Origin of the sequence: Mogibacterium kristiansenii, from assembly GCF_029224645.1 — a bacterium.
Lineage (GTDB): Bacteria > Bacillota > Clostridia > Peptostreptococcales > Anaerovoracaceae > Mogibacterium_A > Mogibacterium_A kristiansenii.
The window spans coordinates 15,014-39,187 of the sequence record NZ_JAQXUZ010000009.1; the positions used below are offsets into that span (position 1 = coordinate 15,014).

General features: G+C 52.1%; 17 protein-coding genes. 13 read left to right on the forward strand and 4 right to left on the reverse strand.

The window, feature by feature from the left end; genetic code table 11:
* The first annotated feature begins 45 nt into the window (after positions 1-45).
* The 4 genes from PUE40_RS02900 to PUE40_RS02915 are packed head-to-tail and all read left to right on the forward strand — an operon-like array spanning position 46 to position 3,776.
* Entirely contained in the window at positions 46-1,089 is a 1,044-nt protein-coding gene (locus PUE40_RS02900) for a chorismate synthase (RefSeq protein ID WP_277671847.1), read from the forward strand.
* Positions 1,079-2,527: a shikimate kinase gene (locus PUE40_RS02905; protein ID WP_277671848.1), complete on the forward strand. Its 1,449-nt coding sequence runs from the start codon at positions 1,079-1,081 to the stop codon at positions 2,525-2,527. Before PUE40_RS02900 ends, PUE40_RS02905 begins: the two co-directional genes overlap by 11 nt.
* Before the next feature lie 44 nt (positions 2,528-2,571).
* Positions 2,572-3,225 (forward strand): hypothetical protein, encoded by a 654-nt coding sequence (locus PUE40_RS02910; RefSeq protein ID WP_277671849.1) that lies wholly within the window; start codon positions 2,572-2,574, stop codon positions 3,223-3,225.
* Positions 3,222-3,776: a TetR family transcriptional regulator gene (locus PUE40_RS02915; RefSeq protein ID WP_277671850.1), complete on the forward strand. Its 555-nt coding sequence runs from the start codon at positions 3,222-3,224 to the stop codon at positions 3,774-3,776. The genes PUE40_RS02910 and PUE40_RS02915 overlap by 4 nt, the downstream gene beginning before the upstream one ends.
* An 88-nt stretch (positions 3,777-3,864) precedes the next feature.
* Here the strand turns inward: PUE40_RS02915 and PUE40_RS02920 are convergent, their stop codons facing one another.
* From PUE40_RS02920 to gpmI, 3 genes are all read right to left on the reverse strand, one after another.
* Positions 3,865-4,077 carry a hypothetical protein gene (locus PUE40_RS02920; RefSeq protein WP_277671851.1) on the reverse strand — a complete coding sequence of 71 codons (213 nt, stop codon included), beginning with the start codon at positions 4,075-4,077 and terminating at the stop codon, positions 3,865-3,867.
* 542 nt (positions 4,078-4,619) lie between these two features.
* Positions 4,620-5,504, reverse strand: coding sequence for a YitT family protein (locus PUE40_RS02925; protein WP_154554829.1), 885 nt, complete (start codon positions 5,502-5,504; stop codon positions 4,620-4,622).
* 71 nt (positions 5,505-5,575) lie between these two features.
* Complete coding sequence (gene gpmI / locus PUE40_RS02930) at positions 5,576-7,096, reverse strand: 2,3-bisphosphoglycerate-independent phosphoglycerate mutase (protein WP_277671852.1); 1,521 nt, start codon at positions 7,094-7,096, stop codon at positions 5,576-5,578.
* A 122-nt stretch (positions 7,097-7,218) separates the two neighbouring features.
* On the opposite strand from gpmI, the gene addA reads away from it, so the two are divergent.
* Positions 7,219-10,713 carry a helicase-exonuclease AddAB subunit AddA gene (addA, locus tag PUE40_RS02935; RefSeq protein ID WP_277671853.1) on the forward strand — a complete coding sequence of 1,165 codons (3,495 nt, stop codon included), beginning with the start codon at positions 7,219-7,221 and terminating at the stop codon, positions 10,711-10,713.
* Between the two features lie 240 nt (positions 10,714-10,953).
* On the opposite strand, the gene gdhA is transcribed toward addA, so the two are convergent.
* Positions 10,954-12,300 (reverse strand): NADP-specific glutamate dehydrogenase, encoded by a 1,347-nt coding sequence (gene gdhA, locus PUE40_RS02940; protein WP_277671854.1) that lies wholly within the window; start codon positions 12,298-12,300, stop codon positions 10,954-10,956.
* 363 nt (positions 12,301-12,663) lie between these two features.
* On the opposite strand from gdhA, the gene PUE40_RS02945 reads away from it, so the two are divergent.
* The 8 genes from PUE40_RS02945 (at position 12,664) to ndk (ending at position 23,925) form a co-directional block, all read left to right on the forward strand.
* Positions 12,664-14,988, forward strand: coding sequence for an ATP-dependent helicase (locus PUE40_RS02945; protein ID WP_277671855.1), 2,325 nt, complete (start codon positions 12,664-12,666; stop codon positions 14,986-14,988).
* Entirely contained in the window at positions 14,988-16,952 is a 1,965-nt protein-coding gene (gene ligA, locus PUE40_RS02950; RefSeq protein ID WP_277671856.1) for an NAD-dependent DNA ligase LigA, read from the forward strand. Before PUE40_RS02945 ends, ligA begins: the two co-directional genes overlap by 1 nt.
* 54 nt (positions 16,953-17,006) lie before the next feature.
* On the forward strand, positions 17,007-18,398 hold the full coding sequence (mgtE, locus tag PUE40_RS02955) for a magnesium transporter (RefSeq protein ID WP_154554823.1): 1,392 nt from the start codon (positions 17,007-17,009) through the stop codon (positions 18,396-18,398).
* A gap of 30 nt (positions 18,399-18,428) precedes the next feature.
* On the forward strand, positions 18,429-19,295 hold the full coding sequence (locus PUE40_RS02960) for a transketolase (protein ID WP_277671857.1): 867 nt from the start codon (positions 18,429-18,431) through the stop codon (positions 19,293-19,295).
* Positions 19,295-20,239 carry a transketolase family protein gene (locus tag PUE40_RS02965; protein WP_154554821.1) on the forward strand — a complete coding sequence of 315 codons (945 nt, stop codon included), beginning with the start codon at positions 19,295-19,297 and terminating at the stop codon, positions 20,237-20,239. The genes PUE40_RS02960 and PUE40_RS02965 overlap by 1 nt, the downstream gene beginning before the upstream one ends.
* 333 nt (positions 20,240-20,572) lie before the next feature.
* Positions 20,573-21,928 (forward strand): peptide MFS transporter, encoded by a 1,356-nt coding sequence (locus tag PUE40_RS02970; protein WP_277671858.1) that lies wholly within the window; start codon positions 20,573-20,575, stop codon positions 21,926-21,928.
* Between the two features lie 200 nt (positions 21,929-22,128).
* Complete coding sequence (locus PUE40_RS02975; RefSeq protein ID WP_277671859.1) at positions 22,129-23,442, forward strand: ATP-binding protein; 1,314 nt, start codon at positions 22,129-22,131, stop codon at positions 23,440-23,442.
* 78 nt (positions 23,443-23,520) lie between these two features.
* Positions 23,521-23,925, forward strand: coding sequence for a nucleoside-diphosphate kinase (ndk, locus tag PUE40_RS02980; RefSeq protein ID WP_154554817.1), 405 nt, complete (start codon positions 23,521-23,523; stop codon positions 23,923-23,925).
* The last annotated feature ends 249 nt before the right edge of the window (positions 23,926-24,174 follow it).

Below are 24,174 nucleotides of genomic sequence, written 5' to 3' on the forward strand. Positions count from 1 at the left end.
GACGCGGTATCGTTTGATTGGACAAAAGGGGACGGAGAGTGTATTATGAAAAAAGAATTTGGAGAAAACCTGCGGGTTGAAATCTACGGGGAATCCCACAGCGACCGAATCGGCGTGATTGTAAAGGGCTTGCCGAGGGGTGCGGAATTCCACCGGGAGAAGCTGGCGGATTTCATGGCGCGACGAGCACCTGGGAAAAAAGGCGGCAATCGAATCGCAGATTCGGCGGCAACGGCTCGAAAGGAGCCGGATCGGGTGGTTTTTTTGCGAGGAATTCAGGAGGCGGAAGCCGGTAAGGCAATCCTCACAGGAGAAGAGCTGGAGGCATGCATTTACAATACCAACCGTCGCTCCGGGGATTACGATGAACTTCGGAAGGTGCTGCGGCCGGGGCATGCGGATCTGGGCGCGTACCTGAAGGAGGGACCGGAAGGGCTTCGCCCCGGCGGAGGTCGTTTTTCCGGCAGAATGACGGCACCGATGTGCATTGCCGGCGGAATTGCCCTTCAGCTTCTGGCAAAAAAAGGAATTTCCGTGCATGCAGAGTATACCGAAATCGGCGGGAAATCGGAACCGAAGGAAATCGAACAGGCGCTGAGCCGTGCGGCGGAAGAGAAGGATTCCCTGGGGGGCATTGTTTCGTGTCGGGTATCCGGATTCCCGGCCGGAGTGGGCGGTGCCCTGTACGAAGGCTTAGAAGGTGCCATCGCCTCCTCGATATTTGCCATCCCGGCGGTCAAAGGCATTGAGTTCGGCAGCGGTTTTGAAGGAAGCCGGATGCGGGGGTCGGAGAACAACGATCCCATCCTTTTGCGGGACGGACATCTAATCACCGAGACAAATAATGCCGGCGGCATTAACGGCGGTATCAGCAACGGCATGGATATCGAATTCCGGGTGGCGTTTAAACCGACGCCCACCATCGGTTGCGAACAGCGGACGGTGAATATCCAAGAAATGAAAGAAACGGTATTGTGCGCCGGCGGACGCCATGATGTATGCGTGGTCCCTCGGGCGGTTCCGGTGGTGGAAGCGGCCGCGGCACTGGTTTTATTGGATGCTTGGATGGGGGAAGGCGATGAAAGATAGAAGAAAATACGGCGTAATCGGGAGACATATCTCCCACAGTCTTTCCCCGGAGCTCCACGGGATTTTCTCCCGATATACCCGGCCCTATGACTACGAGCGGCTGGATCTGGAGGAGCACGAACTGGAGGGCGTGATTCGGAATACGGAATACAGTGGTTTTAACGTGACCAGCCCCTACAAGCGGACGGTGATTCCGTTCCTGGATGAACTGACACCGGAGGCGGAGGCTCTTCAAGCGGTAAACACCATTCGACGCCTGAGCAACGGGCGCCTGGTGGGGCACAATACGGATGTGTACGGTTTCGAGAAGCTGGCGAAGGAGAAACGGATTCGAGGCCGGAAGGTTCTGGTGCTGGGAACCGGAGGGGCATCCTCCGCCATCTGTCAGGCCCTCCGGAATCTGGGGGCGAAAGAAATTATTCGGGTGTCCCGGAACCGGCGGCCGGAACCGGACTGCTGCACCTACGACGAGCTGAACCGCCATCCGGATGCGCAGGTAATCGTGAATTCGACGCCCATCGGAATGTATCCCAACAACGGACATTCACCTTTGGACGGGTGTTCCGTGAAGTGGACGGATTTCCGGCAGCTGGAGACGGCGCTGGATGCCATCTACAACCCGTACCGCACGAAGTTTCTGATGGATGCGGAAGAAGCGGGAGCCGAAGTGGAATCCGGGCTGGCCATGCTGGTATACCAAGGACTGCGGTCCGCACAGATCTGGGGAGAGGTGCCCCGCAGCGGAAAAGGCCGGCGTATCGTGGTGGAGCAGACCCGTGGAGAGAATGGACGAAAGAAAGAAAAAAAGAAAAGATCCATTCCGGTAGATCTGGGACGGGAGGCGATGAAAAGCCTTCTGCGAAAGCAATTGAACATCACGGTAATCGGCATGCCGGGAAGTGGGAAATCCTCTATCAGCCGGCAAGTGGCAATTCGCACCGGGAGAACCTTCGTGGATCTGGATCGAGAGATTAACAAAATCTACGGGATGACTTCCGGAGAAATGATTCGCCAATATGGAGAAGACTATTTCCGGGAACGGGAAAGTGCCACCCTGAAGAAGTACTGCCGGGGGAACGGAATGGTAATTTCCACCGGAGGCGGAATCGTGGTTCGAGAGGAGAACTGGCCGGTGCTGCGGGAGAACAGCCTGGTGGTGTACTTGGACCGTCCCCTTCATCAACTGGCGAAAAAAGCTCGCCCGATGACCGCCGCCCTTGGGGTGGAGGAACTCTACCGCCAGCGCGGCTGGAAATATGAGAAGGTGGCAAACCTGGTAATCTCCAACAACCGGGAATTCGGCCTTCGGGAAAAAGAAAAGAAAAAAGCAAATGCGAAGATTCGGCATCAGAATTATTACATGGAAGATATCCGGCGCTTCGCCGATCAGGTGAAACGGCGAGTGGCGAAGCATATCAACGAAAGTGTCAATCGCTGATGTGCCGGATCCGGGAGAATTCAACAGAGTAAAGGATGGAAGATATGACCAGCAAGAAAGATGTATTGTCGGAAACCTTCATTTGGGAAGGAAAAGAAGAGAATGAAGAACCGGAAAACCGGGAATCCATCGAAATCATTTTGGCGCGAGGCGTGATGAACACGCGGGCAATGATGAAAGAAGGGGATGAGGAAGTCCAGATTGTGTGCATGTCGGAAGTCATGGGCGGTTGGACGGAAGCCTTCGAGACCCTGTTCGAGAATCAGAAGGATGAGGCCTTTGTCCGGGAAATCTGCATGGAAATCGAACAGAACCTGATTTCCGAAGTGAAGGACCTGGGGGAGGAGATGCTGACGATTTTCGAGCACATGGACATGATGGATGCGCTTCCGGAAATCTGCCCGGCGGAGCTGGAAGTGCGGTATCTTCTCACATCGGATAACGACATTCGGGTGGAAGTCGGCAATGAGTTCCTGGATCGGATGATGGAGGTGCAGCTGGAGGATCCGGAGATCGATGAAGATCTGGCGGAGGCGCTGCATCAAGAACTGGTGAGCCTTCTGGAAGCCGCGACAAAGCTGTATGTGATCTATCGCGGAGAGCTGTGCCGTCGCAAATGGGAGCTGGCCATCAATATTAACTTTGAAGATCCGGAGAAATTTCGGGAATTGAAGGAAGAACAGCAGGAAGAAAAATGATTCGAACAAAGGAAATTATCCGGGACGCGTTCTGGGAACTCCTGGAGGAAAAACCATACAACAAGATTACGGTGCAGGATATTGTCAATCGCTGTCAGGTGAATCGAAACACCTTCTACTACCATTTTCAGAACATTCCGGCGTTGATGGAGGAGTCCGTCAAAGAGTGGATGGAGGATGTGATTCACCGGTACGGCAATCTGGAATCACCGGCATATTGTTTGACATATATTGCCGGGGAGTGCATGAAACGGAAGAATGCCTTTCTGCATCTGTTTCGCTCTGCCCAAAAGGATGTGTTCCTTTTCAGCTTGAACAAGATGGCCTGCGGCGTGGTGAAAGCGTATGTGGATGAAGATGAGGAGTACAAGGAAAGTTCTTCTGAGGGAAAGGAAAGAGTCATCCGCTGCTATAAATGCTTGTTTGTGGGGATTATCTTGGACTGGCTGGAGGAAAATGCCTCCTTTGATTTGCCGGAATTCTGCGAGGAAATCTGCAAAACTCTGGCAGAATCTGCTCCCCACATGATGGGGAGATACCCGAACGAATAGAAATGTAGAAAAGGTAGATAGGGGGGGCGGATAATCTCTTGGTTTATTATAGACTGTCCAAGAAATTGTCGCACCCCCATCTCTCACTCTATACTTCTTTGTTATTGTCAGATGATGTCCCATCTTTTCTATTTTTTACTAAAGACACTGCATGGTACGAAAACAATCCGGATAGAAGTCCCAGCATAGTCTGAACAGCCGGAAACGAACAAGTGCTTTTATTTTCAATAAACATCATCAAAGCAATTGCAAGGATCAATATGCCGACTGTATATAAATGATCGTCGCGATCTTCACTCATATTTCTGCCTCCTTTTTTATACTGCTTTGTTTTAATTCATGTATACCATACTTCGAATATATTATCAAGGACTCGCCAACAGAGAGATTTGCTGCCGCCCTCCGACTGTCCAATTGAATTATCTGCTTCTCGTGCGAGCAGTCCCATATGCCTAGAAAATTGAGAGCGGTTCACGCTTTTTGACGCAAAAACGAAATGCAGCGTGAATGCAAATTGCCGTTTGGGTGGGATTCTAATTTTGAATCTCCGGATTATCACTGTTGATTCACGCTAAAAAGTCGATTTACTTCAAACGGCGTGAACATTTTTCGAACAGAATTTTTGAAAGCAAGAATCTGCATGACGGAATCGGATAAAATGGGAAATTCATTCACGCTGATTTGCAGGAATTGCGAATTTAGCGTGAAGTCGTCTCAAAATTCTAGGCATATTAAATTTACATCATCGCAAAAACTCTAATTGTTGGCCGTGAGAGTTCAGAACCAACAAAAGGAGCTCTGCCGAGTGGGCAGAGCTCCTTTTGTCTAAATGTTTAAATCGTCTTAGTCCAAGAATCGTTTCTCGAAGTTTCCAATCACTCGTGCGTTTTCCACGATGATTACGAACGCATGAGGGTCCAGCTCGGCGATGATGCTCTGAAGAATCGGCTCCTCATACTTGGAAAGAACCGTCACCAGAATGTGGGAATCCTCCTTCGTATAGCCGCCGGCACCTTCCCACAGGGTGACACCGCGGTGCATCCGCTGGGTGACCGCATCCACCATGCCTTCCTTCTTGGTGAAAATCATGGCCTGCATCTGGATGTTCTGGATGTGAACTCGGTTGATGCAGAGGCCGGTAACTACCGAAAATACGATGGAATACAGTACGGTCTGGATGTCATAGATGAACAGGCAGACTGCGTAGATGCAGAAGCTGATGATGATTCCGACGGTGCCCACCTTGAAGTCCGGACGCGTCTTGGCCATGCAGACGCCGATCAGGTCCTGTCCGCCCTGAGAGCTTCCGGCACGAAGCACCATTCCGGCGCCCACACCGGCGCCCAGACCGCCCACGATGGCAGCCAGCATCGGATCGCTGACAATCGGCTTGGCCGGAATCGGAATGATGGCCAGCAGTGCCGAAGCCATTGCGATGGATATCAGCGTTTCCAGACAGAACTTCTTGCCCATTACCTTGTAAGCCAGCAGGAAGAACGGAATGTTGATGGCGAAGTAGATGATGCCCATGTAATCCAGCCCCGGAATTTCCGGAAGGTGCAGCACGTTCAGCAGAAACAGACGGATCAGCTGAGCAATGCCGGTAAAACCGCTGCTGTAGAAGTGTACCGGGTTGATGGCCAGATTTACGCCCATCGCGTAAATCACATTGCCCACCACGACAAGCCCGACCTTGCGGGATAATCTCTTATACGTTGACTCGTTCATATTATTTAGTTTTCCTCTTTCTTATAATCTCGTATGCTCGATATGCAGCACTAAGAAACACAACCGCGGGATTAAACCAGCACATCTCCCTTCATCTCCGACGGAACCGGAAGTCCCATCAGCGTCAGAAATGTCGGGGTGACGTCTGCCAGCTTTCCCTCGTTCACTGCAAAAGCCTGCGGCTCATTGCAGATGTGGCAGCATGGAACTCGGGAAAGGGAATGCTTGGTGACCACATTGTCCTTGTCGTCCAGCATGTAATCCGCATTTCCGTGATCCGCAATCAGGAGAATCTGACCGTCCTTCGCCAGGATGGCGTCCACCACCTGTTCCACCAAGCCGTCCAGCACCTCAATGGCCTGAACCGTCGCCTGAAAATTCCCGGTATGTCCCACCATATCCGGGTTGGCGTAGTTCTGGATAATCACATCGTATCGATCCGATGCGATGGCCTCCAGCACGCGGCGGGTCACCTCCGGAGCACTCATTTCCGGCTGCAGGTCGTAGGTAGCGACCTTCGGGGAAGGCACCAAAATCCGGTCCTCTCCCTCTTCCGGCGCTTCTTTGCCGCCGTTGAAGAAGAAGGTGACATGGGCGTACTTTTCCGTCTCGGCAATTCGCAGCTGCCGCAGTCCGTGGGCGGCGATGACGCTTCCCAGGGTCGGTTCCACTACTTCCGGCGGGTATGCCAGCATAACATTCGGCATGGTGGCATCGTACTCCGTCATGCACACGTACGTCAGATTCTGTACCACTTTTTTTCGGGTAAAACCATCGAAATCTCCATCCACCAGTGTCCGGGTAATTTCCCGCGCACGGTCCGGCCGGAAGTTGATGAAAATCACGGAATCCCCATCCTGAATCGGCTGCGGAGTAATGACGGTTGGTTTTACAAATTCATCGGTTTCATCCTTTGCATAGGATTGTGCCAATGCTTCTTCCGGAGAATCGGCATGGAGCCCCTCCGAAAGCGTTAGCGCATCGTAAGCCAGCTCCAGTCGGTCCCATCTCTTGTCCCGGTCCATCGCATAGAATCGGCCGGAAATCACACCGAATCGTCCCAGTTCGATTTCGTGAATGTGATCCTCCAGCTGCTTGAGATAGACATCGGCACTTTTCGGTGGAACGTCCCTTCCGTCCAGCCAGCAATGCACGATGACGTCCTTTACATGGTGTTCTTTTGCCATGTCCAGAAGCGCCAAAAGATGACGGATGTGGCTGTGAACACCGCCATCCGACAGCAGCCCCATAATATGGAGCGTATGACCGGACCCCTCCGCCGCGTTGCTCATTGCTTTTACCAGAGCCTCGTTCTGAAAGAAAGATCCGTCTTCGATTGCCCGGGTAATCCGCGGCAAATCCTGATAGATGACATTTCCGGCACCGATATTGGTGTGACCCACTTCGGAATTGCCAATCTGTCCCTTCGGCAGCCCAACCGGCTCCCCGCTAGCATCCAGCGTGATGAAGGGGTACTTGTGAAACAATGCGTCCAGATGAGGCGTGTTCGCGGCGGCAATGGCGTTGCCATGCGCCTCCTCGCGAATTCCGAAACCATCCAGAATCAACAACATTGCAGGTCTGTGTTTCATGAAATAACCTCCTGTCCCTTATAGAAATAACCTTTTAATAAACCATTATCGATAGTATATCACAACTCATATTGCACGCAAAGAAAATATAAATATAATAATATTTATAGCAGGAGGAAACTATGGGCGTACATTTTACAGAAGATCAACAGAGAGCAATCGATACATTGGATAAAAGCATTCTGGTCTCCGCGGCGGCGGGTTCCGGAAAGACGGCGGTTCTGGTAGAGCGGATTATTCACATCATCCTGGAGGGAAAAGCCAACGTGGATGAGATGCTGGTTGTGACATTTACCAATGCGGCGGCGGCGGAGATGAAGCTGAAGCTTACCCGGGCCATCCGGCAGCACATGAAGGACGTGCCGGAGAGCGCTCCGGTGATGAATCGGCAGCTGAATCGGATGTATCGTTCCTACATTTCCACCTTCCACAGCTTTGCGCTGCGGGTGATTCGGGAATTTTTCTATAAAATCGACCGGGAGCCGACCTTCCGTATCTGTGATGAAACCCAGAGTCAGCTCCTTCAGATGGAAGCCATGGACGAGCTCTTTGAGGAGTGTTTTGAGAATGACGGATATATTGAAGGGGGGTCCTTCCGGGACTTCCTGGAGCACTACAGCAGCGACCGAAACGAGACGGCGCTGATGAACGAAATGATGGACACCTACGCCAAACTCCGAAGCCTGCCGAACTATTTTCGCTGGGCCTTCGAAAAGGCGGAGATGCTGCGTTTTCCGGAGTCGGGGTCCATGGCGGACTCCCCCGTATACCAAATGCTCTTAGAGCGGGGAAAGGCGGAGTTGGATGAGGCCCTGAAGGATTGCGAAAAGCTGATCGATGTGCTGGACCGGAACGGCATCGCCTCGCTGGTGGCCATCGCAAACAAGGATTACGAACAGCTGGAAGAGCTGCGAGACTCCTTGGAACACGCCGACGGCCCCGATGCTTCCGCCTGGGGGGCGGTGAAATTCGCCACCTTTCGAGTGAAGAAAGAGGAGAAGGACGAATACGCGGACATCAAGGAGTACTGCACGGATTTGCGGGACCGGTACAAGAAGCGCATCAAGGACTTCAAGAATAAATTCATGGACCCGAGCCCGGAGACTCGGTTCCGGGAGATGGATGCCGCCTACGAATACACGGTCTATTATCTGAAGCTCCTGCAGGAGTTCGAAAAGCGGTTCGATGCGAAGAAGCAGGCATCGGATTTGGTGGACTTCAGCGATATCGAGCACATCACGGTGCGCATTTTGGAAGACCCGGAAGTGTCGGACACCCTTCGGAAGCGGTTCCGATTTATTTTTATCGATGAATATCAGGACACCAACAAGCTGCAGGAATACCTCATATCCAAAATCGCCCGGCCGGACAATCTCTTTAAGGTGGGCGATGTAAAACAAAGTATCTATGGGTTCCGGCAGTCCGACCCGAAGATTTTCATGGATACGCGGCGGGAGTACGAGAAGGAAGAAAACACCGATTCCATGGTCATCGACCTGAACAAGAATTTCCGAAGCAACGGTGCCACCATTCAGTACATCAACGATGTTTTTGAGGGGATTATGCCGGGGTATGACGATAATGCGAAGCTGTATCAGGGATTGAAGGGAGACGATCGGTTCAACCTGAAGTCGGAGGCACATATTCTTCTGGAAGAGGACAACGGGGCGGCGGATGAACTGGCAGAGGTGGATGACGACGGGGAACCGATTCCGAAGCTGGAAGCGGAGGCCGCTTATATCGCCAAGTTGGTAAACGGAATCATCGGCACCACGTTCTACGACGGAAAACAGGGGGTTCGGAGAGTCGCCACCCCGCGGGATATCGTCATCCTGTGTCGGAGCACCAGCCGAAGCGCCGATGTGTTCTACAAAGCCATGCTGGAACAGGATATTCCGGCTCATGTGAACGACGACCAGGGGTATTTCGATACGGTGGAAATTCACCAGGCCATGGCGCTGCTGAAGCTCCTGGACAACGGACATCAGGATGTGCCGCTGATCGGCATTCTTCGGTCGGAGATTTTCGGGTTCAGCCCGGAGGAACTGGCGAAGGTGCGAATCGCTTATAAAGAGAATGGGCAGAGGGGAGCGTACTATAAGGCCTTTGAGTACTGCTTGAAAAATCCGGAAGCATTGGCGGACGATGCCCTGTATGAGAAACTTCGTCAGGCAGAGGAGAAACTGGAGGAATGGCGCTACCTCTCCAACAAAATGCCGCTGGATGAATACATCTGGTACGTGCTGACGGAATCCGGCTACTATCTGTACGCCGGCGCCATGTACGGCGGCAGACAGCGCCAAGCCAATCTGCGGATTCTGGCGGAGAAAGCCCGGGGCTACCAGGAGAACGGAGTCGCCTCCCTGAACGGCTTTATCCGCTACGTGGATATCCTCCGAAAGCAGAATGTGAAAACCGGACAGGCGGCCATGATCAGCGAGGATGCGGATGTGGTCCGTATTATGACCATTCACAAGAGTAAAGGCTTGGAGTTCCCCTTCGTTATCGTTGCGGGAATGGGCAAGCAGCTGCGGGGGGATAATCTGGGGAAGGGATTCATGTTCGATTCCGATATGGGTGTCAGCCTGTCCTATGTGAATCGGAAGGACAAATTCTGGAGAGCAACCCTTCTTCAGAACCTGATTATGGAAAAGAAGAGGGATGAGGGTTTCCAAGAAGAGCTGCGAGTTCTGTACGTGGCATTGACCCGAGCCAGAGAAAAGCTGATTCTAGTGGGAACCGCCAAATCCCCGGAAAAACTGGAGCGGGGCCTGCCGGGCAAAAGCAGCTACTACGAGGTCATCAAGGAGAAACTCTTTATTCCGTCGGTGGAATATCGGTTCGCACCTTTCCCGAAACAGCTGCTGACCCGGAAGCGAAACCTCTTCGAAGAATTTCAGAAGGAGCGAGACCGGTTCCAGGGCGATGCCAAGGCGGAGCAGGCGGCGGAATTGGTGGCACAGCGACTGGACTACGAATATCCGGATGCCCGAGGCCTGTCCACCAAAGCGAAGTATACCGTCAGTGAAATCCGCACCCTTCGGGAGGACTCCTTCCGAAAGCGACGCATCGATCTGGAAGAGCCGGAATTCCAGAAATCCGGCAAAATCACCGGTGCGGAGATCGGTACCGGTTACCACCGCATCATGGAGCGGCTGGATTTCCGCAAAGCCCTTGCCGATGGCGTCGTGGACGAGGAATACATCCGGCAGGTGGGAGAATCGCTGATGGACAAGGGGGCCATCTCCCCGGAAATCTTCGAAGCTTTGGATCTGAACATGATAAAAACATTCTTCGCCACGGATATCGGCAGACGGGCATCCGAAGCCGCGGGCAGAAACCGGCTGTGGAAGGAGAAACCGTTCACCCTCCGGACGGAAGTGGAAGACCAATCCGTGCTGGTACAGGGTGTTATCGACTGTTACTTCCGGGAAGGAGACCATATCGTCCTGGTGGATTACAAGAGCAATCGCGGTTCGGAAGAAGAGTCCAAAATGAAGGAAATGTATCAAGAACAGATTCGCCTGTACCGGATTGCCCTGGAACAGGCGGCCGGACTTCCGGTCACGGAAGCGTACCTGTACATGCTCCGCGCCGGGAAAACCATAGAATTATAAGAAAAACCTGCATGCGATCGGCAACCGCTTGCGGATTGGGCTCAACGCCCCAATCCGCAAGCCAAGATTGCCTCCCGCATGCAGGTTTTTCGTTGCGGACTCCGGCGGCAATGTGAAGATTTTGCTCCCCGATACGAAGATACAAGGCCTAACCAAAAGTATAGAACTAAAAAAAGAGAGCTGCAACTGCAGCTCTCTTTTGAGTCTTCAATGAAGTGAATCGATAATCAAAAGGTTCGATTATACAATACCCTGCATCATCATAGCATCTGCTACTCTTTCGAAACCGGCAATGTTTGCACCGGCTACGAAGTTCTCACCCAGATTGTACTTAGCGCAAGCTGCTTCAGTAATCTCGAAGATGTGAACCATGATGCCTTCCAGTTCCTTGTAAACTCTTTCCTTATCCCAGATGAGGTGCTCAGCGTTCTGTGCCATTTCCAGGCAAGAGCATGCTACACCACCGGCATTTGCAGCCTTGGAAGGACCAACAACTACGCCGTTCTCCTGCAGATAAGCGATAGCTTCGTTGGTTGTAGGCATGTTAGCACCTTCAATGAGGTATCTAGCGCCGTTCTTAACCATTTCCTTCGCCCAGTCAAGAGTGATGTCGTTCTGCATTGCGCATGGCATGTACAGATCAGCCTTAACTTCCCAAGGTCTCTTTCCAGGGATGAACTTAGCGTTCGGGAACTTCTCTGCGTATGGAGCACAAGCCATTGGGCTGTTTGCTCTCAGCCAGAGCAGCATCTCGATCTTCTCTGGTGTGGTGATACCTTCCTCGTCCAGGATGTATCCATCCGGTCCGGAGATTGTGATTGGCTTTGCACCCAGATCTACCAGCTTGGTAATAGTTCCCCAAGATACGTTACCGAATCCGGAAACTACTACAGACTTGCCTTCCAGAGTCTCACCGAAGTGCTTCAGGACCTCTCTTGCGAAGAATACAATACCGAAACCGGTAGCTTCTGTTCTTCCGTTCAGACCGCCGTTGGTTGTTCCCTTACCGGTCCAAGTTCCGTCGTACTGTCTGGTAATTCTCTTGTACTGACCCATCATGTAGCCGATCTCTCTGCCGCCTACACCCATGTCACCAGCCGGAACGTCTACGTTCGGACCAATGTGTCTGTACAGCTCGGTAACGAAGCTCTGGCAGAATCTCATAACTTCAGCATCAGACTTGCCAGCCGGATCGAAGTCGGAACCACCCTTGCCGCCGCCGATAGGAAGACCGGTCAGGGAGTTCTTGAAGATCTGCTCGAATCCCAGGAACTTCAGGATGCCAGGATATACGTTAGCCTGGAATCTCAGACCACCCTTGTACGGTCCCAGTGCACTGTTGAACTCGAATCTGTATCCTCTGTTAACGTGAACTTCGCCGTTGTCGTCAACCCAAGGAACTCTGAAGGTAATGCTTCTTTCAGGCTCGATCAGTCTTTCAACCAGACCGGCCTTCTCGTATTCCGGATGTGCTTCCAGAACAGGCTCGATAGAAGTCAGTACTTCTTCAACAGTCTGAAGAAATTCTGGTTCATGTGGATAATTTTTCTTAGCAATGTCAATGTACTTCTGTGAAATATTAGCCATTTTCTTCTCCTTATAAAAAACTAAATATACTTGCGATTGACTCTTTCCCAATCGCACTTTGATTTTAGCACTCTCGATATGCAGTGTCAATGCACGCGAAAAAAGTATACAATCTAGAGACAAAACACAATCTAGAAAGTGATTCCAATTCTTACAACGTGAAAGAACCCCTTGCACCGCCGTTAAAATCTTTTGTTTTTATCGCTATTATGCTAAAATAAAATGTCGATAGAAAAAACAAATCCGTACCGTCGAAAACATTGAAAACGGCGAGACTCGGATAGATTCTTTTACAGACGGTCAGATATTTTTACGCCCGCATTCCTGCGGACGCAATTTATACATATATTAAGGAAGAGATTAATGGATTTATCAAATCTGAACAGCGAACAACAGAAAGCAGTGAAGCATATTGACGGGCCACTTTTGATTTTGGCCGGAGCGGGAAGCGGGAAGACCACCACCATGACCCATCGAATTGCGTACATGATTGAGCAGGGCGTGAACCCGGCCCAAATTATGGCGGTGACCTTTACCAACAAGGCGGCCGGAGAGATGCGGGATCGGGTGGAAAGCCTGGTTCCACGGACCCGGGGAATGTGGATCATGACCTTCCATGCCATGTGTCTTCGGATGCTTCGATATCAGTGCGAGGTGCTGGGATATAAGACCGGTTTCACGGTGTACGATGAGACGGACCGAAAATCCCTGGTGAAGCGGATTATGAAGGCCCTGGAAATCAACGAAAAGACCTATCCCGTCAGCTATGTAATCAGCGCCATCAGCAATGCTAAGGAGCGGGAGCAGAACTCGGAAAAATATATTGCGGAGAATTCCGGAGACTTCCGAGCGAACACCGTATATCAAGTATATCGGGAATACGAGAAGGAAATGATGCGGAATAACGCCATGGATTTCGATGACCTGATTCTCAACGGGGTGCGCCTCCTGGAAGCGGATCCGGAGATTCTGGCATATTACCGAAACCGGTTTCAATACATCATGGTGGATGAGTATCAGGACACCAACTACTTGCAGTACAAACTGATTCACCTGCTGTCCAAGACCAACCGGAACCTCTGCGTGGTGGGGGACGACGATCAGTGCATTTACCAGTGGCGAGGGGCGGACATTCGGAATATTCTGGATTTCGAGAAGGATTTTCCGGAGGTGACCACCATCAAGCTGGAGCAGAATTACCGCTCCGACGGAAATATTCTGAACCTGGCCAACTCCGTCATTTGCAACAATAAGGGCCGGAAGGAGAAGGCTCTGTGGACGGAGAAAAAGGACGGAGCGAAGATCACCTACCGTCGACTGCCCGACGAGAAGCAGGAGGCCTGGTATATCGGCAGTGAAATCGATCGCCTGCACGAGGCGGGATATCCCTACAGCGATATGGCGGTGCTGTATCGGAAAAACGCCCAGTCCCGTGCATTTGAAGAGAAATTCTCCTTCCGGGGAATTCCGTACCGGGTGCTGGCGGGACTGCGGTTCTATGACCGTAAGGAAATCAAGGACGTGATGGCCTACATGCACCTGGTGGAAAATCCGGATGACGATGTGGCCATGCTGCGGGTTATCAACGAGCCAAAGCGGGGCGTTGGAGCAAAGACTCTGTCCGGCATTCAGGCCTATGCCTCCGGATACCGAATCAGCATTTACCGGGCTCTTTGCGAGGCGCAGGTGATGGCATCTCTCCCAAAGAAGGCGGGAAAGGCCCTGCAGGAATTCGTGCAGATGATTCAGGATCTTCGAGGGGAACTGGACAATCTGACCCTGGTGGATCTGTACGACAATATTCTAAACCGTTCCGGTTATCTGGGCGCCTTAGAGGCCGCAGATACGGTGGAGGCGGACGGACGCATCGAGAATATCATGGAATTTAAATCCGTGGTGGCGGAGTTCGAGAAGAGCCTGGAGAACGGAGACGAGGCAGCCCATCAGGAGGAGCTGAGAGAAGAACGGGAAGCCCTGGCCAAAGCCGGATTTCCGGTGGATGAGCCGACACCACTGGCGGCCTTCCTGGAACGGATTACGCTGATGTCGGATATTGACAATCGGGATGAGTCGGAAGATGCGGTGGTGCTCATGACATTGCACAGCGCCAAGGGATTGGAATTTCCGATTGTATTCATTCCGGGAATGGAGAACGGGATTTTCCCGGGAACCGCTTCCTTTGATGAAGAGGGACGGCTGGAAGAGGAACGGCGCCTTTGCTACGTGGGAATCACCCGAGCGAAGAAGAAACTGTATCTCACCGGGGCGGAGACCCGGATGTTGTACGGCCGGACGGATTACACGTCCGAATCCATGTTCCTGGACGAGATGGACAAGCAGTACATCGACGGCGAGACCGTGAAGGAACGCCAGGCGAAACAGGGAGGCATTGCCGGAGACGGTGGGCTTTTCGGAGATTATTTTTACAAGGGGAGAAGCCACGGCACGGAGGATGGATATTCCGGACCGGATGGCGGGAAGCCTTTTGACAGTTTGGGATATGCGAAGAAGCAGACTCGGAAGAAGTTCTCCAACGAGGGCCTGGAGGCCGGCGATAAAGTGCGCCACCCGAAATTCGGAGAAGGAATGCTGATTGAGGATTCGGGAAAAATCCTTACCATCGCCTTTGATTCCGTGGGAATTAAGAAAATCGGCAAGGGTTTTGTAAATATTGAGAAGGTAGATTAATGGAAGATATCAGAAAGAGAATCGACGATCTGACGGCGCAGCTGAACGAGGCCGCCCGGGCCTACTACGACGACGCCAGCGAGATCATGACCAATTACGAATACGATGAGCTGTACGATGAATTGCTGCGGCTGGAGGCGGAAAGCGGATACGTTCCCGAGGACAGTCCGTCTCAGAACGTGGGTTATACGGTGCAGTCGGAACTGCCGAAGGAGCGTCACGCTCGGCGGATGCTGAGTTTGGATAAAACCAAGGACCGGGAGGCGCTGCGTTCCTGGCTGGGCGACCGGGAGGCGCTGCTGTCCTGGAAGCTGGATGGTCTGACGGTGGTGCTGACCTATGAAGAAGGAAAGCTGGCCAAGGCGGTGACCCGCGGAAACGGCGATGTGGGCGAGGTGATTACCCCTAACGCCCGGGTATTCCGGAATGTGCCCCGCACCATTCCCCATCGGGGACATACAGTGGTACGAGGAGAAGCGGTGATTCGCTACGAGGATTTTGAGAAAATCAACGCGGCCATCGACGATGCGGATGCGAAATACAAGAACCCGCGGAACCTGTGCAGCGGCAGTGTGCGCCAGCTGGACAGCCGGATTACGGCGGAGCGAAACGTGAACTTCTACGCCTTTACCTTGAGTGAGGCGCCGGAGGTGGACTTCGAGAACAGCCGGGAAGTCCAGATGAAATGGATGGCGGAGCAGGGGTTCGACGTGGTGGAATACCGGAAGGTGGACCGAGAGAATCTTTTGGCGGCCATCGATGAATTTGAAACGCGGATTCCCACCTTTGAGATTCCGTCGGACGGACTGGTTCTGACCCTAGAGGATTTGGCATATTCCGCTTCCTTGGGAACCACAGCGAAGTTCCCGAAGGATGCCATGGCCTTTAAATGGCGGGATCAGCAGGCGGAAACGGTGCTTCGGGAAATCGAGTGGAGCCCGTCCCGCACGGGACTGCTGAATCCGGTGGCAATTTTTGATCCGGTGGAGCTGGAGGGAACCACGGTTCGCCGGGCATCGGTGCACAATATCAATATAATGGAAGATTTGAAGCTGGGCATCGGAGACCGAATTACGGTGTACAAAGCCAATATGATCATTCCGCAGATCAGCGGGAACCTCACCAAGAGCGGCAACTTCCACATCCCGGAGACCTGTCCGGTGTGCGGTGGAGAGGCGCGGGTGCAGTCGGACGGCGGCACCAAAGTGCTGACCTGCACCAATCCGGACTGCTTGGCGAAGCAGGTAAAAAGATTTTCTCTCTTCGTCTCCCGGGATGCCATGAATATCGAGGGGCTTTCCGAGCAGACTTTACTGAAGCTGATCGGCATGGGATGCATTCGATCCTTCCCGGACATCTTTGAACTGGAAACGTACCGGGAAGAAATTATAGAAATGGACGGTTTTGGGGAGAAATCCTGCAGGAATCTGCTGGACTCCATCGAAGCTGCGAGAAACACCACGCCGGCTCGGGTGCTGACGGCCCTGGGAATTCCGGGGGTAGGCGTCACCATGGCGAATCAGATTGCCCGTGCCTGTCGAAATCGGTGGCAGACCATTCAGGCGTTGACGGAAGAGGAACTGCTGGACATCGACGGCGTGGGAAGCGTGATGTCAAAGGATTTTGCCGGCTTCTTCCGGGAACCGAAGAATGAGGAAATGGTGAATCGACTGATTGCCAAGCTGCATCTGGACGAATCCTACGAGGAGCAAGGTACCGGATTGGCGGGAAAGGTGTTCGTCATTACCGGTTCCCTCAATCACTTCGGCAACCGAAAGGAACTGAAGGCGGCCATTGAGGCAGAGGGCGGAAAGGTGGCCGGAAGCGTCAGCGGCAGCACGGATTACCTGATTACCAACAATCCGGAATCCGGTTCCTCCAAGAATCGGGCAGCTCGGGAGCTGGGCGTGTCGATCATCACGGAGGAGGACATCTTGGGGATGATCGGACAAAGCGAAGCGTAACGAAATTGTTTTTATAAATTGTTTTTACATACTATACGGAAAGGGGGAGGAACTATGGATAATTCGATTCAGGATATGGACGAAACTTTTGAATATTCGGAAGAGAAGATTTTCAGCCTCCTGGAGGAGAAAAAGTATTTCCAGTGTCGGGATGAACTGCTGAAGTTCAATGCGGTGGATATCGCGGAGATGCTGGAAGACGTCATGCGGGAATACGACATGCAGAAAGCGGTGGTGCTGTTTCGGACTTTGCCGAAAGACGTGTCCGTTGAGGTGTTCCCGAACATGGATGTGGACAATCAGGTGGAAATCATTAATATCATCACGGATCCGGAAATTCAGTACATTCTGGACGAGCTGGATTTCGACGATATGATCGACGTGCTGGAGGAGCTTCCGGCGAACCTGGTGGACAAAATCCTGGAGAAAACGCCGAAGAATGAGCGGCGGCAGATCAACACCTTCCTGCGGTACAAGGAGAACAGCGCCGGCTCCCTGATGACGCCGGACTACATCGAGCTGCGGAAGGATATGACGACCAAGGAGGCGCTGGCTCACATCAAGGAAGTGGGCATGGATTCGGAGACGATTTACACGGCCTACGTGCTTTCCGGGGGGAGAAAGCTGATTGGCATCGTGTCTCTTCGGTCGCTGGTAATCGCACCGGATCACGAGAAGGTGTCGGAACTCATGCATGAAGACATTATTCTGGCTCACGTGGACGATGACCAGGAAGAGGTATCGGACCTGTTCAAGCGGTACGGTTTTCTGGCGCTGCCGGTGGTGGATAACGAGGGCCGCCTGGTGGGCATTATCACCGTCGACGATATTCTGGACGTCATCGAAGAGGAGATGACGGAGGATATCGAGCGTATGGGCGGTGTCATCGATTCCACCGACAAGGAATATCTGGACATGCCGGTCATGGACCACGTCAAGGCGGAGCTGCCGTGGCTGCTCCTGCTGATGTGTTCCTACTTCATCACCGGCGGGCTGATTGCCCGGTTCGAGGATGCCCTGTCCTCTGTGGTGGCGCTGGTGGTATACATGCCGATGCTGATGGGCACCGGCGGAAACTCCGGAACCCAGACCACTACCCTGGTGGTGCGGGGAATGTCCACCGGCGAAATCGAAATGGGAGACGCCCTAAAGGTATTCTGGAAAGAGTTCCGAGTGAGCATCGTGATCGGCATCTGCGTCAGTGCGGTGAACTTCGTGCGAATTATTTTGCTGGACCACAACGGCACGCTGGTGGCGCTGACGGTGTGCGTCTCCATGCTGCTGATCGTCATCATTGCCAAGTGCTTCGGCGGGCTGCTTCCGATGGGGGCAAAAAAAATCGGCATCGACCCGGCATTGATGTCCGGACCGATGATGGCATCCCTGACGGATATGGTATCGTTGGGCACGTATTTCATCATGGCAAAATATTTCCTGAATTTATAGCTATGGACAACCTATTGCTATATGAATATAATGAATCTATGTTTGCACAAGCAAGAACAGGAGGAAGTTGTGAGTAACAGAAATTATGATGAGCTGAAAGAAACAGCTCGCAAGATTCGTGTGGATGTCATTCGCGCAATCCACGAAGCCGGTTCGGGCCACCCGGGTGGTTCCCTGTCCGCAACGGACATTCTTACGGCGCTTTATTTCGATACCATGAATATCAATCCGGAGAATCCGAAGATGGAAGGTCGGGATAAGTTCGTGCTGTCCAAGGGACACGCAGTACCGGCGCTCTATGCGACTCTGGCAGAGAGAGGATTCTACGATGTGGAAGAGATGATGACCCTGAGAAAAATCGGAAGTCACTTCCAGGGACATCCGAATATGCATAAAGTTCCGGGACTGGAGATGTCCACCGGTTCTCTGGGACAGGGTTTCTCCGTTGCGGTTGGTATGGCGACGGCCGGAAAGATGGACGGAAATCCGGGCAGAGTGTATGCTCTGTGCGGAGACGGCGAACTGCAGGAAGGCATTATCTGGGAGACGGCTCTGTCCGCAGCGCATCGGAACCTGGACAACCTGGTGCTGATTGTGGACTGGAACGGCCTGCAGATTGACGGAAAGGTAGATGACGTAAAGAAGGTAACGCCGCTGAGCGGAAAGTTCCAGACCTTCGGATGGCACGTGATTAACGTGGATGGACACAGCTTCCCGGAAATTCTGGCGGCGCTGGATGAAGCCAAGACGGTAAAGGGACAGCCGACGGCAATCATCGCCAAGACCCATAAGGGCCACGGCGTATCCTTCATGGAAGATCAGGCCGGATGGCACGGCAAGGCGCCGAACGACGAGCAGTTCCGGCAGGCAATGGAAGAACTGGGAGGTGTACAGTAATGGCAGATGTAAAGAAGATTGCAACCAGAGAAGCGTATGGTGAATTTCTGGTGGAAGAGGGTGCCAAGAGACCGAACCTGGTGGTAATGGATGCGGACCTTTCCGGTTCCACAAAGACAAAGAATTTCGCAAAAGCATATCCGGAACGTTTCGTGAACTGCGGTATTTCGGAGCAGGACCTCTATGCGGAGGCCACCGGAATCGCATTGTCCGGTCACGTGGTATGCGCCAGCACCTTTGCCATGTTCGCTGCCGGAAGAGCCTATGAAATCATTCGAAACTCCATCGGATATACCGGCGCAAACGTAAAAATCTGCGCGACCCATGCGGGAATTACCGTCGGTGAAGACGGTGCCAGCCACCAGACTTTTGAAGATCTGTCCCTGATGAGAGAGATTCCGGGCATGACCGTACTGTGTCCGGCAGATGCTGTCAGCGCGCGCAAGCTGCTGGAAGCGGCTGTGGATTTCGACGGTCCGGCATACATCCGTCTGGGAAGATCCGGCGTTCCGGTGCTGTATTCTGATGAGCAGGCAGAGAAGATTCAGATTGGAAAAGCGACTCAGCTGAGAGAGGGTTCTGACGTGACCGTTATCGCAACCGGCATTCTGGTAGCCGATGCGATGGCCGCTGCAGAAACTCTGGCAGAAGAGGGTATCTCTGCGCGCGTTCTGGATATGCACACCATCAAGCCGATCGATGCAGAGGCAATTATCAAGGCAGCACAGGAAACCGGTGCTATCGTAACGGCAGAGGAGCATTCCGTTATCGGCGGCCTGGGCAGTGCTGTGGCAGAAGTGGTCGTGCAGAACGCACCGTGCCGAATCGAGATGGTGGGTCAGAAGGACACCTTCGGCGAATCCGGAAAGCCGGCAGAGCTGCTGGAGAAATACGGCATGACCGCAAGCGACATTGTAGATGCAGTAAAAAAAGTTTTGAAATAGCAAAAATTCCCCTTGACAAATGAAATTTTGTGAAATGATTAATAGAATAACTGATAGATTTCCAATAGATAACAAAAAAAGTATTAAAAATTTGCATAGAATCAAAAAAAGCTTTTAAAAGTGTTTACAATGTGAAGCTATGGTGATAGAATCACAGAGTAGGATTAGACCATGGTCTAGCCATAGTTTAATTACAGCCTGTGTCCCATCGAATTTGAGATATTTTTATTCAATGGGTGTGGGAATAACCAAGGCTTTGTCAGGTTCGAGACAAAGGAGCCTGATGTAAATTATTCATCATTTATCGTTATTTCTTTAGGAGGTAAAAGTAAAATGGAAACTGCAAAAAAAGGTAAGCCATTTGGGTTTTATGTCTGCGCACTCGGTTTCACATTCGAGCGTATGGCATTCTACACTGTAAAGTATCTGCTGGCCATTTGGATTGCGACTAACACAACATCCGGTGGTCTCGGACTTGACGATGCGAAGGGTGCGGCTATCTCCGCTTCTTTCGTAGCATGGACCTACATCACACCGATATTCGGTGGATATCTCGCTGACCACTTCATCAGCCCAAGACTGTGCGTACAGATTGGTATGCTGCTGATGGGTGTTGGCTACATCATTTCCGGAATGGCAACAGATTTGAAGATGGTATGGGTAATGATCGTTCTCGTTGCTGTTGGTACCGGTTTCTTCAAGGGAAACCTGTCCGGCGTTAACGGACTTCTGTTCTCCGATCAGGAAGAACTGGACGAAGCATTCTCCTTTCAGTATTCTTTCGTTAACATCGGTTCCTTCATCGGAACTACTTTCATCGCCGTTCTGGCTACCAGCGGAAAGATGAGCTTCACCGGCGTATTCACACTATGCGGTGCGCTGCTGATCATCGACCTGATTTGGTTCACCGTCGGTGGAAAGAAGGCTCTGGGCGAAGCCGGCAAGACTCCGTTCAAGAAGGATACCCGTGAATTCGTATCCGAAGAGAAGAGAGCTGCAGCAGCAGCTCCGCTCACATCCGGAGACAAGAAGAAGGTTGTTGCTGTCATCCTGCTGACCCTGCTGTCTGCAATATTCTGGATGCTGTGGTACATGGCTTACATGCCAGCATACTACAGATTCGGTTATGGTGATGGAGATGCCTTCCTGAACAAGGCGAACTGGTACATCGGAAGCTTCCAGATTCCTACATCCTGGTTCGACTCCGTAAACGCTTTGGTTTGCATCATCCTTGGACCGGTTATGGCTATGGTATGGCGTAAGCTGTCCCAGAGACCGCAGGGCGACATGTCTATGTTCAGAAAGACCGCTCTGGGCTGCATCCTGCTGGGTGTTTCTTACGTGGTAATGGTAGTTGCGAACAACATCGCCGGTGACAACGGTCAGTGCTCCGTAATGTGGCTGGCTCTGGTATGCTTGCTGATGTCCGTAGGTGAGATGGTATTCTCCCCTCTGGGTAACTCCTTCATCTCCAAGTTCGCTCCGGCTAAACTGCTGGGTCTGCTGCTTGGTGTATGGCCAGTCGCCGTATTCCTGGCTCAGCAGCTGTATCCAAGACTGTATGCTTTCCTGAACACCATGGACTTCACCAAGGGTTACGGCGGCTGCGCAGCTGTAGTAATCGTATTCGGTGCAATCCTGTGGGGATTCTCCAACAAGCTGGAATCCTGGGGTACTTCGGAAGAGTAATCTGTACTACAGAAACAGGTTTATGATTTTTAATTAAGATAGAATGATGAATTATTGGAAGGTGTTACGTGCTTGCATGTAACACCTTCTTTTGTTATCGAAAGCGCGCCTATTGAAAAAATCGGAAGTCTGAGATATCATAGATAAGATACTTTTACAATGATTAAGAGAATTTTGGAACGAGGAAAAAGAGATTAGCGATGTACAAATTAGTATCGAAATTAGTAATCTACCGAAATATCGGGAAGGATTCCATCCTGTTTCGCATGGCGGACATCTGCCGGGATTTCGATTCCGGAAATTACGAGCCGGCTCATCTGACGGACCGGATTTTGGATGAGATTCACGATTTGATGGATGTGAGCACTGCCTACGGTTTTGACCGGAATCTGTGGCAGAACTATCTGGCATACCTGATTGCCATGACGGAGAATCCGTTCACGCTGGTGTCGGAGAAGAACGGCAGCGTGGAGGGGACGGTGAACGACTTCGCCATGAACGACTTCGCCATTTTTAAGCAGCTGTTCGATTACGACTTTACGGAAATGGAGCAAGCTCTGGGGTTGAATTGCTTCCGGCTGATCACGAATTACAGATCGGTGCCGAAAAAAGAGCAGTTCTTCAACCGCAACGTGAGCGTTCGGGTGTGCCGACTCAGCGAGGACATCGACCGGGCGGAAACCGTGGAAGAAATGTACAATATCGTGATGGAATTCTATCGTCACTACGGCGTGGGAAAATTCGGAATGAACCGAGCCTTTCGCATTGCGGTGCAGGACGGCCGACCGGAGATCGTGCCGATTACCGCCACCGGCGGTGTGGTGCTGGGCGACTTGGTGGGCTATGAGCGCCAGAAAAAGCAACTGACCGACAACACGGAAGCGTTCCTGAACGAACAGCCGGCCAACAACGTGCTTCTGTACGGCGATGCCGGTACCGGCAAATCCACCAGCATCAAGGCACTGCTGAATCACTATTATGACCGGGGACTTCGGATGATTGAAGTGTACAAGCACGACTTCAAATACCTGCCGGAAATCATCAGCATTATTAAGAGCCGAAATTATCGTTTCATAATTTATATGGACGACCTGTCCTTTGAAAGCGCAGAGACGGAATACAAGTACCTGAAGGCGGTTATCGAGGGCGACCTGGAGGTGCGTCCGGACAACGTGCTGATCTACGCCACGTCCAACCGCCGCCACCTCATTCGGGAAAGCTTTGCGGACCGACAGGAAACCGATGCCAACGATGTGCACAAGAACGATACCATGGCGGAGAAACTGTCACTGTCCGCCCGCTTCGGCGTCAGCATCGCTTACTACAAGCCGGCGCATCAAGAATACCACGACATCGTACGCACTTTAGCGGAGCGTCAGGGCGTAAATCTTCCGGAGGAAGAACTGCTGCTGGAGGCGGACCGATGGGCGACGCGTCACGGCGGAGAATCCGGAAGAGTGGCACAACAATTCGTGGATATGCTCGCCGGTAAAAACAATTCGGAAAGGGCGTAGGCAACCGAAATCGCTAATGAACGGTCGGAAAACTTTGCGGCCGTGAAAATATTTTTTTATATAATTAGGAGGAAAACTATGGCACAGGAGAGAACTTACATCATGCTGAAGCCGGATTGCGTACAGCGCGGCCTGATGGGCAGAGTGATTGCTCGAATTGAGGACAAGGGGTACAAAATCACCCAGGCGAAGATGATGACGCTGAGCGAGGAGATTTTGCGGGAACATTACGCACACGTGGCGGATCAGCCGTTCTTCCCGGGTATGCTGGAATACATGACATCCGGCCCGGTTCTGGCGATGATCGTGGAAGGTGAGAATGCGGTAAAAGGAATGCGGATTCTCATGGGCGCAACCAAGTTCGAAGACGGAACGGCCGGCACCATTCGCGGGGATTTCGCTTCCAGCACCACATATAATCTGATTCATGGATCGGATTCCGTGGAGAATGCGGAAATCGAAATCAAGCGTTTCTTCGGCTAGGAGACAGGAAGTATGGCGTGGACGAGGTGAAATTGCTTTTGCAACTAATCCATTTCAAAAAAGTTTTAAAAAGTTGTTGACAAGTGCTCATAAGGCGCGTATAATCTTATCTTGTCGTCACCGAAAAGCGAACGCTTCTCGGAGGCGCAGCGTGCAGGCTCCAAGCCTTTGTGGCATTGGATGCGCTCGTGGGCACTGAAAACTTTTTAAAAAAGTTTGAAAAAAGTGCTTGACAAGAGCCAACTGAAG

Coding starts and splice junctions, on each gene's coding strand:
- PUE40_RS02900 (WP_277671847.1), top strand. CDS start 46: ATGAAAAAAGAATTTGGAGAAAACCTGCGGGTTGAAATCTACGGGGAA.
- PUE40_RS02905 (WP_277671848.1), top strand. CDS start 1,079: ATGAAAGATAGAAGAAAATACGGCGTAATCGGGAGACATATCTCCCAC.
- PUE40_RS02910 (WP_277671849.1), top strand. CDS start 2,572: ATGACCAGCAAGAAAGATGTATTGTCGGAAACCTTCATTTGGGAAGGA.
- PUE40_RS02915 (WP_277671850.1), top strand. CDS start 3,222: ATGATTCGAACAAAGGAAATTATCCGGGACGCGTTCTGGGAACTCCTG.
- PUE40_RS02920 (WP_277671851.1), bottom strand. CDS start 4,077: ATGAGTGAAGATCGCGACGATCATTTATATACAGTCGGCATATTGATC.
- PUE40_RS02925 (WP_154554829.1), bottom strand. CDS start 5,504: ATGAACGAGTCAACGTATAAGAGATTATCCCGCAAGGTCGGGCTTGTC.
- gpmI (WP_277671852.1), bottom strand. CDS start 7,096: ATGAAACACAGACCTGCAATGTTGTTGATTCTGGATGGTTTCGGAATT.
- addA (WP_277671853.1), top strand. CDS start 7,219: ATGGGCGTACATTTTACAGAAGATCAACAGAGAGCAATCGATACATTG.
- gdhA (WP_277671854.1), bottom strand. CDS start 12,300: ATGGCTAATATTTCACAGAAGTACATTGACATTGCTAAGAAAAATTAT.
- PUE40_RS02945 (WP_277671855.1), top strand. CDS start 12,664: ATGGATTTATCAAATCTGAACAGCGAACAACAGAAAGCAGTGAAGCAT.
- ligA (WP_277671856.1), top strand. CDS start 14,988: ATGGAAGATATCAGAAAGAGAATCGACGATCTGACGGCGCAGCTGAAC.
- mgtE (WP_154554823.1), top strand. CDS start 17,007: ATGGATAATTCGATTCAGGATATGGACGAAACTTTTGAATATTCGGAA.
- PUE40_RS02960 (WP_277671857.1), top strand. CDS start 18,429: ATGAATCTATGTTTGCACAAGCAAGAACAGGAGGAAGTTGTGAGTAAC.
- PUE40_RS02965 (WP_154554821.1), top strand. CDS start 19,295: ATGGCAGATGTAAAGAAGATTGCAACCAGAGAAGCGTATGGTGAATTT.
- PUE40_RS02970 (WP_277671858.1), top strand. CDS start 20,573: ATGGAAACTGCAAAAAAAGGTAAGCCATTTGGGTTTTATGTCTGCGCA.
- PUE40_RS02975 (WP_277671859.1), top strand. CDS start 22,129: ATGTACAAATTAGTATCGAAATTAGTAATCTACCGAAATATCGGGAAG.
- ndk (WP_154554817.1), top strand. CDS start 23,521: ATGGCACAGGAGAGAACTTACATCATGCTGAAGCCGGATTGCGTACAG.